This is a genomic window from Gracilibacillus dipsosauri, assembly GCF_003176895.1.
GTDB lineage: Bacteria > Bacillota > Bacilli > Bacillales > Amphibacillaceae > Gracilibacillus > Gracilibacillus dipsosauri.
On record NZ_QGTD01000005.1, the window covers coordinates 38977 to 51655 of the forward strand.

7 protein-coding genes and 1 riboswitch are annotated in these 12679 nt (G+C 35.3%); of the genes, 3 read left to right on the forward strand and 4 right to left on the reverse strand.

All coding sequences use genetic code 11. The annotated features are described in order from the left end of the window. Window positions 1-80: 80 nt before the first annotated feature. Window positions 81-1994 (reverse strand): FIMAH domain-containing protein, encoded by a 1914-nt coding sequence (locus tag DLJ74_RS04340; RefSeq protein ID WP_181397427.1) that lies wholly within the window; start codon window positions 1992-1994, stop codon window positions 81-83. A 208-nt stretch (window positions 1995-2202) separates the two neighbouring features. After that, the gene (locus tag DLJ74_RS04345) at window positions 2203-2619 is read right to left on the reverse strand and encodes an Lrp/AsnC family transcriptional regulator (protein ID WP_109983505.1); all 417 of its coding nucleotides are present in this window, start codon (window positions 2617-2619) and stop codon (window positions 2203-2205) included. A gap of 107 nt (window positions 2620-2726) precedes the next feature. On the opposite strand from DLJ74_RS04345, the gene DLJ74_RS04350 reads away from it, so the two are divergent. Further along, a complete protein-coding gene (locus DLJ74_RS04350) occupies window positions 2727-3779 on the forward strand; it encodes an oxidoreductase (RefSeq protein WP_109983506.1) in 1053 nt (350 codons plus the stop codon). A 301-nt stretch (window positions 3780-4080) separates the two neighbouring features. On the opposite strand, the gene DLJ74_RS04355 is transcribed toward DLJ74_RS04350, so the two are convergent. Together DLJ74_RS04355 and DLJ74_RS04360 are read right to left on the reverse strand one after the other, a co-directional pair. Further along, a complete protein-coding gene (locus DLJ74_RS04355) occupies window positions 4081-4410 on the reverse strand; it encodes a CotD family spore coat protein (protein ID WP_109983507.1) in 330 nt (109 codons plus the stop codon). Between the two features lie 242 nt (window positions 4411-4652). Then, complete coding sequence (locus tag DLJ74_RS04360) at window positions 4653-9668, reverse strand: SwmB domain-containing protein (protein ID WP_109983508.1); 5016 nt, start codon at window positions 9666-9668, stop codon at window positions 4653-4655. A gap of 443 nt (window positions 9669-10111) precedes the next feature. Next, a riboswitch (cyclic di-AMP (ydaO/yuaA leader) is annotated at window positions 10112-10267 on the forward strand. A 140-nt stretch (window positions 10268-10407) separates the two neighbouring features. Between DLJ74_RS04360 and DLJ74_RS04365 the strand changes: the two genes are divergently transcribed. Beyond that, a complete protein-coding gene (locus tag DLJ74_RS04365) occupies window positions 10408-10998 on the forward strand; it encodes a potassium channel family protein (protein ID WP_425454562.1) in 591 nt (196 codons plus the stop codon). After that, window positions 10998-12320 (forward strand): TrkH family potassium uptake protein, encoded by a 1323-nt coding sequence (locus tag DLJ74_RS04370; protein ID WP_109983509.1) that lies wholly within the window; start codon window positions 10998-11000, stop codon window positions 12318-12320. Before DLJ74_RS04365 ends, DLJ74_RS04370 begins: the two co-directional genes overlap by 1 nt. Window positions 12321-12679: the final 359 nt, after the last annotated feature.

The window sequence follows — 12679 nt, forward strand, 5'->3', positions numbered from 1 at the left end:
CATTACGTCACGTTAGACTCAAGAGAATAGGAAAGAAAAAATGGGATTACCAAATAACTGATAATCCCAATACCTGAATCTTATCCTTGGTTATTCAACAAACGTTCTGTATAGTAGCGAAGTGTATCATACGCATATTTGCTTATGAAGTGACGTTTGTACTGTTGATCCACTAACTTCTTAAAAATCCTCATCTGACTGGCAACCCTCTCATGCTTCCTTTTTTGTTCAAATTTCTTAGCTATATTTAATTGGGTTGACAAGAGATGTGCTACACGATCATTTATTATGTCATCATTTTCTTGATACTGAGTAACGAGATTAATGATATCCTGTACTACAGGGTCATAGTGAATGGTTAACCATTCCGTTGGGCTCATGGTAACTTTTCCTGCCCCGGCATATTTTGTAACCGTTGAGACAACTTTCTCTAATGGAACAATTTCATAAGTATAAGGGAGTTTCTCTTCATAACGATATTCAAAAGTAAAAGGCTCACTAGGTGGATCTGTTTTACTCATATTCTCACTGCCGACAATATGAGAAGACCATGCCCAATTCCCGATGGTAGATTTATCATGCCATGTAAAGCCTTTTGTGAATAGATTTTCCCCGTTATTATCCCAACTACTTCCGATATAACTTCCATACTTGTTTGTTACTTTGGAGTTGACGATTAAATTCCTGTTATAAGCATGCTGAAATAACTTTGCCCATTGTTCATCCATATTTTTTGTATCTAAGCCTTGTATTTCTGCACCTATAATTGGTTCACTAAACCCATTAAAAACAGTTGTATCTGCAGCAATAGACGCACCATTCCTAGCATTTAATGCACGTGATAATGTATCACGTGCGTAGGTTGCAATAGCATTAACATTATCTAATACCTTTATGTGGCTAGAATTGTCTAGATACGTATTATACAGATGACCGGAACCTTGACGAATCATGGGAACTCTTTGTCCTACATTTTGATAGTGGCTATAGGCGATAGTTAATCGAATTCTCTGATTACCATCTTTAATTTCATTGCCATTACTACTAACATAGTTGACATAATCTTTATCTCCTGATCCATTTAAATGTACCTTACTATGATAAGCTGCATATGCCATGATCTGCTCTTTCGTAGCACCTTCGTTTCGCATTTGATAGTAAGTACTATCAGATTTAAGGTTGTTGGCAATATATTGCTCTTCCATATATTTAATAGACGGATAAATGACACCATTAGGATCTGGATTTTCGGAAGCCGCTAGACCAATTTCATTCCAGGAAAGAGTTACGTTTGTCGATCCGTTCTCAATATCAATTAATCCATCTGAAGCAATAGAAAATGTATTATGGTCAATCCATACATTATTTGCTCCGTTTACTTTTATAAAGGTCCAGCCTACTTCCTTATGTCTTTGAGTATCATCCCACTGCCACATTCCATCGAAGTTTAAATTTCTTATCACAATATCATTACTAGAACGATTCAATTTAAATTCTACATGTTTAATCGTTGGTTCACCGTTTTCAGAAAATATGGTTAACCCATTTACATCACTGATACTAAGCTTGGAAACACCTGATTCTGCAATAACAGGGTTCGTATAGCCATTAGATGGATCTGAATACTTGGTAATAAAGCTATACTTTTTCCTTTCTTCGTCACTAAGATTTAATTCATGCCAACCGAGGTTAAGGTCACTCATTACTTCAATTACTTTCACACTACCAGTACGAGCATCTAATAGTGCTTGTAGAAATTCCCTTTCATTACTAATTTCCCGATGATACGAGGTTCCCTCATAGCTCGTTCGATCCTTAACACCTAATGAGGCAAATCCAGTTACAGATAAAAAACTTTGATCATAGTCTTTCACTTCTCTTGAGGTGTTTGGAATCGTATCTATATTCTCTGCATGGATAACTTTACTGCCATCTAAGTACAAGGTAGAAGTTACGAATACGAACAGCACTAAATAAAGAAATGTCTTCTTCATGTCATGGCTCCTTTCTTTTTTCATTTTACAAGTGATAATTTTTGATAACGCTTACAATACAGGGAGTAATAAAGGGAGTTACACATTAGAGTTAATCATGGTGAGGAATTTTATGATGATAGATAAGAGCTGAGTAACAACGTTGTAAAAGAATTATACATCGAATTTTTTTATTTGTAAAGGTGATCTTTTTCTACTAGTTCAAGTACTAATGGTCACAAACATTATATTTTCCTAAAACAGATAATATATTAGAGAACGCAAAATGAGTTGTATCTTTAGAGATTTGCTCTAACTCACTTATTTCTTCACAAACCACTTCAGCTAAATAGTTAGACTCTCCACTTATTCTCCATAAATTTATGATATTACTGTTCTTTTCACAATAATTGGTTAACCTTTCACATTTCGTTGTTTGAAATAAAACGAATCCATGAATCCCTTTATTAAGTTCTTTATTATTTACCTCTATTGTATAACGCTTGATCACATTATCCTCTAATCTTTCTATTCTTGATTTAACAGCAGGAGATGACATGTTTATTTGTTTACCAATATCAGTGTATGTAAGTCTCGAATTTTTTCGTAATAAATCTAAAATTTGGTGATCGATGTGATCCAACATTCTCTTCCCCCACTTTCTTTAAATTTTAAAGTTTTTCATAGTATATAACTTAAATATCCCATTGTAAACAACACTGCATAAAATTAAAATACTTATGAGGTGATAATATGACATGTTCGATCTTTTCCAATTACAACATTGGAAACTTAAATCTTGATAATAGAATTGTCATGGCTCCCATGACAAGGGGATTTGCTGATAATGAAACAGGTGAAGTCAATTATTTGATTGCGGACTATTATGGAAAGAGAGCAAGATATGGTGCAGGACTAATCATCACAGAAGGTATTGCCATTAATGAATTAGCCAAAGGGACATTTGGGATACCTGGAATTTATACTCACTCTCAAACTCTAAGTTGGCAAAAGGTTACTAGAGAAGTTCATCAATATAAAACCAAAATCTTTGCACAGCTTTGGCATGTAGGCAGATTAAGTCACCAGAAGGTTTTAGGAGGGCATGCTCCCGTTTCACCGTCTTCCTTAGCTGCAAATGGCTTCGTTCATAGATTAAGACACCCATATCAAACACCTAAATCATTAAGTAAGCAGGAAATATACAGCATTATAGATGATTATAAAATAGCAGCAAGAAATGCAATGGAAGCTGGTTTTGATGGCATTGAAATACATGCAGCTCATGGATATCTCATTGATCAATTTATAAATGAAAAAACAAATCTTCGCAAAGATGAGTTTGGAGGATCTTTAAAAAACAGACTAAGATTTTTAGATTTAATAATTAAACAAGTAAAGAAAGTTGTACCAAAAAATAGAATCAGTATAAGAATATCTGAAAAAAAAGATGACGATAAGGATTACACATGGGAACAGCCGGAGGAAATAGTACTAGCTATTATTGAAGTTCTCACCAAACATAAGATAAAAATCGTGCACCCTTCTGTAGAAAATTATGATTATGCGCTCAAAAATGATAAAAGATCCCTTCATGAATTATTTAGACAATACTGGGATCATACCATCATAGCAGTAGGCAATATAGATCCTGATAAAGGAAGTTCTATCATTAATAAAAAACAGGCAGACTTAGTTGCATTTGGACAATTATTTATATCGAATCCTGATTTGGTCATTCGTCTTAAAGCGAAACAAGAAATTTTTCCGTATAATACAAAAAATCAATTAACATGTTTAAATTAACAGTGAGAAAACTCTCGGGCTCCAGGGTTATCTGTACTTGGCTCAATTGGTATAGGTATTGCAGCTTACAATATGATGAATGGACAAGGCCAAGGAGGACAAATGCAAAAAATGCTTTCAAATGTAACAAATATGAATAATCAAGAACAATAGTTGTCTTCATCTAATTCTTCAATATATTCTTTGAGATATTGTGCACACAAATATTTCATTTATTATAACTATCTATTTTGTGATGGGAAATTAGTTAGGGGAGGCCACTTTAGGCTCCCCGTATACTAGTGATGGCTCTTATATTTTTTTAAATCCAGCTCCATCCTTTACGTTTTCCATCACAACCACAGTCATTACCCCTACCACTTGTTGGACTAACTCTACGACAGTTAGACGCATTTACATCAGTTCCACAGTCATAATCTTCTACTACTGTTTCATTAACATCTGAGTTATAAACTGGGTAGTAATTTTGATTTCTAATAACGGTCCTGTTCACGTTCCTTACTTCAGTCGGGTGAATATTCTTAACAGTCTGATATTCTGTACGCGTATTTTGTACTCTTCTGGTTGGATGCACAAATGTTTCCTCCCGATCAGGTGAAACAGCATTACGCTTATTACAGTGACGTCCCATAGACTATCCCCCCTTTTCATGAGATATTACATCATATGTAAAAAAGGTGGAGTTGTCCAAGACAAATATCTTTCATTATAAAAATATGTTTTTTCAACAAAAGGTTAACTCTGGTATTAAATTAAAAAAATTTATTGACAGCTCAATGCTCCAACCTTATAAAAACACCTTAGAAATTAGATTTTTGAGTCTAACTTCTAAGGTGCTGGTATCTTTATTCTTTCAAATGAAGCATAAAAAACCTAAGAAATGTCTACTTTTCCTCTGCGATTTTGTAGCATTAATAGTATAATACCTATTATTAAGATAGCTGATCCCATTAATAACCAATTGAATATATCGGTTGCTGTATCAGGTAAATCCTTCTCAGCTTTTTCTAATGCTTCTCTAGCTTTATTTAATTCTGATAAAGCTCCATTCACTTCTGCTTGTGTGGTATTTTCATCAGCAAGTACTGCTTTGGCATGTTCTAATGCTTTTTGAAAAGCATTCCAGCTTTCTTCGGAGTAATCAGAGGCTGTAAGTTTATCCGATTTTGACTCTTCTTTAACAAGTGCTTCTCTATCAACTTTAAGTGCTAAACGAGCTTTTGCTAATGCTACTTTTGCAGCATCAATTTCTGCCTGTGTTGCATTTGGATTGTTTAAGATAACTTGTGCCGCCTTTACTGCTTTTTGGTAGGTTTCCCAGCTTGCTTCAGAGTAATCCTCCCTATTAAGCTCTTGTGCTTTATTTTCTTCTGTGTCAAGTAAAGTTTTATCAACCGTTAACGCTGCTCTCGCTGCTGCCAATGCTATTTTAGCCTCATCTATTTCTGCTTGTGTTGCTTTAAGATTGCTTAATACATCTTGTGCATGCTCAAGAGCATCTCGATAACTCCCCCAACTCGCTTCAGAATAATGGCTTTCTTCCAGACCTTCTGATTTTTTCTTTTCTTCTTCTAATGCTTGTTTGTAAACAAGAGCGTTGTAGGCTTGTTCAAGATTAGCGTTTGCTTGTTCAACTTCTGTTTGAATAGCTTCAGGATTTGCGATAACATCTCTTGCATGATTAAGTGCTTCTTCAAATTGAGTCCAAGAATTTTCTGTATATTCTCCTTCGACTAAATTTTCACCTGTTATATTGTCATCTGTCGCAATTAATTCTGTTTTGTCAACAATCGTGAAATAATGATCCTTTGTTACATCTGGACGACCAGCTTGTGAAGTAGTGACTTCCACTTTGTACTTACCCGGCTCAAGTGATTCTTCAATGTTATACTCCCATGTTCCATCAGAGTTAATAACTAAGACAACACCTTCAACAACCATTTCATCACCATTCGGACCTGAAATTGTAATTGTTGCAGTTTCCGTACCATCATGCGCAGTACCTTTGATGATTGGAGTTAAATCATTTGTGATACCATTTGGATCATCTATTTGTAGTGCTTGTCCGAATGGATCACCAGCTATGAATGTAAAGTCTACTACAGCAGTTCCATTTTCTTCATCACCGTAAAGATTCGACTTTGCCGCTTCTTGATTATAGTGAACTTGCACTAAAGCATCACTTGATAAAGCAACACCTTCAGATAATATTAGCTTCACTTTGTTTGTTTTACTTTCAGTATCTGTTTTCACTAATTGTGAAGCGATAACGTCTATTTTTTCACCATCAACAGTAACAATAAAGCCTTCTTTTGGGTCTATTTCATCGTTTGTGAACAACACATTTTTGTCAAACACTATAGTGATTTCATTTTGTCCATGGTGGAAAGTTGCCTTTTCTGCAACCGCAGGATGTTTTTCTAATTCATCTCTTGTTGATTCCAGTTCGTCCAGTGCAGTATTAACATCATCTTGAGATGCTGTTGGGTTATTAAAAACTTCGATTGCTTTTTCTAATTTCTTTGCAAAATCTCCCCAATTTGCACGATGATCATCTTCGACTAATTCTTTTCCACTATTAACCGCTTCCTCTAATGTTGTTTTGTCAACCACAGTAAAGTCAGCTGATTTAGCTACTGTTCTTCCGGAATCCTTGTCTTTTGCTGTAACATAAACGGTATAGTTACCTGGTAAAAGCTCGTTAAGTTCTGTCCAATCATCCAAAATCCAACCCTCACCGTTAATAGCTGCCATTTCCTCAATTACTAGTTCATTACCTTTGCTATCAACAATGGTTAATATAACATTATCCGCATCTAGGTGCATTTCACCATTAAAAGATGGTGTACGATCATCTGTATTACCTTTTGTTCCAATAATTTGAAGACCCTTGCCAAACTCATCTGTTGCTGTAATGTCAAATGGTTCATCAGGTGCACCATTTTCTTCAGCTCCAAATAGGTTTGGATTTTCCTCATTTGGTGTATACATTACTCTTACTTCCTCAGTATCACTGTTTAGCGGCTGATCCACCGTTAACATAACTTTGTTATCATTTGCTACGGCATCTATAACATTTATTGTTGTCTCATCAACTGTTACTGTGAAGCCTTCTTCAGGAGATGCTGAATTTGCTAGTGCAATATTTTTGTCAAATTCAATTGTAATTTTATTGTCCCCATGCTCATAATTAGCTGGGTTTGTTTCTACAGGAGGATGCTTTTCTAGTGCACCTCTTGCTTCCTCAAGATCTATTAATGCCTGATCAACATCATCTTGAGAAGCAATTGGGTTGTCTAAAACCTCATCAGCATAATTACGTGCATCTTCAAAATCAGCCCAACCTTTACGATAGTCATCTTCCACAAATTCATCTACCTCATCATATTCTCGTTGAAGATTCGATTTATTAACGACTGTAATTTCTTCCTCTTTTGTAACAGGATTACGCCCCTCTTTAGCTGCAGTAACAACTACTTTATAATCGCCTTGCTCCAATCCTCCGAGTTCATCCCACTCGGCATCTGTTACAGTCCATGTACCGTCTGTAATGTCCACAACAGCAGGTATTCCTGTTTTTATCGGATTGCCAGCGAGATCCGTAATATTAAGGGTGACACTATCAACTTCTTTATCAACAGTTCCATAAAATAATGGTGTACTATCATCTGTAATACCTGTCGTACCTTCCATCTGAAGTGCTGCACCAAAATCATCAGTTGCAGGGAATTTTTCATCAAAATCTCTAACAGGTCCTGGATTTTCTGCTTCAGCACCAATTAAGTTAGATTTAGCTACTTCTTCAGCGTATGCAATGATTACTTTTTCATCACTATTTAACATTTCATCGACAATCAACGTGATCTGATTACCATTAGCAACGGCATCATTGACCGTTAGTTCTCGCACGTCTTCACCCTCACCAACTATTACAGTGAAGCCATTTGTAGCAGTTAATGGATCATTAAATGTAACATCTTTATCAAATTCAATCATTATTTCATGATAGCCGTGCTCAAAGCTAGCTGATAGTTCTTCTGGTGAGACTCTGACTAGTGCGTCTTTAGCATTTTTAAGTTCCTCTAAAGCAAGATTAATAGCTGCTTGGTGAGGATTTGGTTGACCAGGAGCTGTAATATCTTCTAAGATTTTCTTCGCATTTTCTAATGCTTCGGCAAATTCTGGATCATCATCAGAAGCATCGTCGTCCCAACCATCTTGGTAATCTGCTTCAACTAGGTCTTTCACTTCGTTGTAATAATTTTCCAACTCCAGCTTGTCTACATAGGTGAATTTGGCTGTTTTTGGATCAGACGTTGATCCGCCTTTGGAAGCAGTTGCTTCAATGTTGTATTCACCTATTATTAAGCTATTCTCAAGCTCGATTGACCAATTACCATCTTCCGCTACAGTTGCTAGACCATTAAAAACTACGTTATCACTTGGATCAGTAACAATGACACTTACTTTTGTACCAGGCTCTGTTAAACCCTCTATGGTTTTCTCTGCTGGATCATAAATAGTAGTATCATTTCTAGGCTTTTCAATGGTTAAAGCGTTACCTAATGAATCTGACGCTTCTTCTTTTGTACTCATGTGAATAGTTGCATCTGGATCCACTACCTTGCTTGGGTTCCCCTCTCCGTTTATAACACTAATATAAACAGGACGGTTACCACTATACGTGTCATTTGAGTAATGAACCATTTGGCCGATGGCGTTTACAACACCTTCAACTACTTGTGAACTCACCACACGAATATTGTCAATACTTAAAGTTGCTCCGTGTGTAGTACCATCCGTACGATTGAACGATCCAGCAACAAAGCGGAATTTATATGTACCATCTGCTGGGACTTCTCCGGAATTTGTTGTCCACCCTTGAGCAGACCCTCTACCATAAAGTATCTCTGTATGATTTCCTTCTAAATCAACTAAAAAGCCATATACTTCATAATCGTCTCCACCATCATTGGCTTTCCAATCAAATGACAGTTTATCACCTTTTTTTGCTTGAAAAGAAGAACTAATGGCCTCAATACCGAATGAAGAAGCAATTTTACCATCTTTTACAGCATAATCCCCACTGGCTAGTAATGAGCTTAAAAAGCCGATTTCAAGAGCTTTTCCAGAATGAGCTACATCATCATACACTTTTTGGACATATTTATCCAAGCTTGTAAAGATTGCTTCAAAACCTTCAACATTTTGAAGATCATTTGTAGATGCTAAGTCATTATAATTTACATTCGTATTGTAGGTATATTCAATATCTGGTCCGGTTACAGTATAGGTTCCGTCACTATTATCTACAACAGCGTCATATGGACGATTTTGAGTTTTGGAAGCTAGATCTCCTAACCAAATCTGGTTAATTGTATCACCTTCAGGTCCAATGCTTTGGTTATTAATCGTCCAGCTTGGAATCGTAACACCTTCACCTATTGCACCTTCTTCAAAGTTTCCGTTAGGTAGTGGTGCAGATAGATCTATTTGCAGCGCTGTACCATATCCGTTGTCCGTATTATTCACAGAAGCAATCGGCACATCATCTAATAAAAATTGTCCATTTCTGTAGGTGAGGGTTGAACCGTCCCCTAAAGGCACACTTTCTCCTTCAGGAATAAACAATCTATCAGTTTCTGTATAGCCATTTGAATCTGTGATTTCGAAGCGTATATTCCCTTCTGCAAATTGCTCTCCATTAGCTTCTACAGTAAAGTCTGGGTCAACCTGTGCAGCTTCCCCCAATAATGGATCATAGTTAAAATCACCATTCTCTTCATAATCTGGTGTAGCTGCAAATACAGTAGCCCCACCGGGTAACACTATACCAATTAGTAACACAATAATTAAAAAAACTGCAATTTCTGATTTAAATTTCTTCAATCCTTTTTTCACTCCTTTATCTTATCTACAAATTTTACTTAAATGGACCTTTTTACCTCCTATTCTCAAAAATGAAAGTGTGATCTTGACATCAAAAAAGGATTATATCAAATGGAATTCGACAAAAACTATACAAATTTAATTTCTATTCCAATTATTAATAGGTCTTTATACTTATTTTAAATAGTTATAAATCATGAATTACTATATATTGCAGTACATTAGTTTCGTCAATAATTATCAAACAATTTCTCAAAATAGAGAAAAAGTTCGAAAGAAACTCTTCTTCTACTAATGGAGATACAGAAGATATAAGCATATGTAAAGAATCCTTAGATAGACAAATGCATTTATTTTTTTGCCCTTGGGATTTTCCGGAAAAAATCTGAAATACTATTGACTTTTACAATGCGAAAGAGTATCTTATATTTTGAAAAACAAATACAACCTTTTTGCTTAATCATATGAGCGGGGGAACCATTTTTGATAGATATTTTCTATCTTGGGGTGAATCTTAATATAGAATTTCTATATTAAGAGGGGCTACTCTCTATCCCTAATCCGACAGCTAACCTCGTAAGCACTTTAAGAGAGAAGGGTTAATGATACATTGACCATTCTTTTTTTGGAATGGTCTTTTTGTGTTTACTTTCAGAAAGAAGGATGAAAATGAAAAAAACATTATGCCGTATTTGGATTAGGTCAGTTTGGTGGAAGCTTAGTAAAGGAACTTTCAGATATGGATCTAGAAGTATTAGCTGTAGATAACGATCCTTTAAAAGTAAAGGAATACAGTAAAATCGCAACTCATGCCGTTCAAGCTAATGCAGTTGATGAAAACATCTTAAAAGATTTAGGGGTAAGAAATGTCGATCATGCCTTTGTTTCTTTTGGTGAAAATATTGAGGCAAGCATCTTGACCTCTCTTCTTCTTAAAGAAATTGGCGTACCAATAGTATGGGCAAAAGCACAAAATAGTTATCACCACAAGGTTCTAAGTCGAATAGGTGTTGAGCGTGTAATACATCCAGAAAGAGAAATGGCAAAGAAAATTGCGCACCATGTAACCAACGATAATATTGTAGATTTTATAGAGCTCTCAAAAGATCACAGTATTGTTGAAATATTAGCATCAAATAAGTTTGATAATAAATCCATTCTACAGCTAGATATTCGCAATAAATATGGTTGTAACATTATTGGGATTCAACGGAATGAAGAAACGATTATTTCACCAGCTGCCGATCAATTGATTCATAAAAATGATATTTTAATTATTGTTGGTCAAAATAAAGACATTGAGAGATTTGAGAAAAAGGGTGGACAATAATGAAATTGAAATACATGAATTTGAATCCATCTCAGTTATTAATATCCGTATTTGTAACCTGTATTCTGATCGGCACACTATTACTGAAGCTTCCTATTGCAACAACTGAAACCATTACCTGGATAGATTCGTTATTTACTGCAACTTCAGCTATGACGGTTACTGGTCTAATAGTTGTGGACACACCCTCTGCATTTACTTTATTTGGGGAAATAATTATCGTAATTTTAATCCAGCTTGGGGGACTAGGGATTATGACATTTGCGGTAATGATTTATATTATGCTTGGTAGAAGAATAGGCATAAAAGGAAGATTAGTGATTCAACAGGCATTGAATCAAACCTCTATAGGGGGAGTTGTGAAGCTAGTACGAAATTTATTTATTTTTTCCTTGACCATCGAGACAATAGCGATGATTTTTTTAGCTATTAGATGGGTGCCAGTTTTAGGGTGGGGAAAAGGGATCTATTTCAGCTTGTTTCATGCCATATCTGCATTTAATAATGCTGGGTTTGCTCTATGGTCTGATAGTTTAATGGGGTATGTAGGTGATCCGCTGATTAATATTATTATATCGCTTCTTTTTATAATCGGAGGAATTGGTTTTACCGTTCTCTCTGATTTATGGTATAAAAAGAAATTTAGGAAATTGTCTCTCCATTCAAGATTGATGCTAGTTGGTACTCTTGTCTTGAACATGGTAGCGATGTTTATTGTTTTTATTTTGGAATATAATAATCCCAGTACTTTAGGAGGATTAGCCTCTTTTACGGATAAAGTATGGGCTTCTTACTTTCAGGCTACTTCCCCTAGAACGGCAGGGTTTAATACGTTAGACATCGGTAGTTTAGAAGAACCAACCGTTTTCTTCATGTTATTATTAATGTTTATTGGTGCGGGAAGTGCTTCAACTGGAGGTGGAATTAAGTTAACCACCTTCATTATTATCATTTTATCTGTTTTAACCTTTTTACGAGGAAAAAAAGAAATAACCATTTCAGAAAGGACGATTAATCAAACTTATATATTACGTTCCCTCGCCATTGCCACAATGGGGCTTTTCTTTGTTTTTATTGCTGTATTCATATTAACTATAGTGGAGGATGAGCCTGTCATCATGGTTTTGTTTGAAGTGATTTCGGCATTCGGTACCGTTGGGTTATCGATGGGGTTAACTGGGTCACTATCCATTCTTGGTAAAATAGTGATCATTTGTATCATGTTTATCGGTAAATTAGGCCCACTTACACTAGCTTTTTCTCTTGCTAGATCGAAAGAGGAAAGAATTAAATATCCTTATGAGGAAGTATTGACAGGATAAAATGTTAACTAAAGGAGCACAATTTCACTGTGCTCCTATCAAAATATAATCAAAAAATCACGAAATCAATTTTGCCTTGTCATAAATTCTTCTTTTCATTTTAGGGATCAGGTGCTTCTTAAATGTACTTAAAACAAAAAAACACCAACAATGTATTGGTGGAGACAGTGGGAATTTATATAAAAGTTTAAAACATACATGAATCAACTCTTATGTTTAGAAATTACAATAATCAGAAAAATTTACTAAATTGTTACAAAATTTTTTACCGAGGTAGGCACCCCAGCGTCGTATATAAATATTACGACTTTTTTTTAGGAGGTGCTTTTTATTACTCTTATTGCAAATTATTTTCAGCA

Coding starts and splice junctions, on each gene's coding strand:
- DLJ74_RS04370 (WP_109983509.1), top strand. CDS start 10,998: ATGAAATTGAAATACATGAATTTGAATCCATCTCAGTTATTAATATCC.
- DLJ74_RS04355 (WP_109983507.1), bottom strand. CDS start 4,410: ATGGGACGTCACTGTAATAAGCGTAATGCTGTTTCACCTGATCGGGAG.
- DLJ74_RS04345 (WP_109983505.1), bottom strand. CDS start 2,619: ATGTTGGATCACATCGATCACCAAATTTTAGATTTATTACGAAAAAAT.
- DLJ74_RS04350 (WP_109983506.1), top strand. CDS start 2,727: ATGACATGTTCGATCTTTTCCAATTACAACATTGGAAACTTAAATCTT.
- DLJ74_RS04365 (WP_425454562.1), top strand. CDS start 10,408: ATGGATCTAGAAGTATTAGCTGTAGATAACGATCCTTTAAAAGTAAAG.
- DLJ74_RS04340 (WP_181397427.1), bottom strand. CDS start 1,994: ATGAAGAAGACATTTCTTTATTTAGTGCTGTTCGTATTCGTAACTTCT.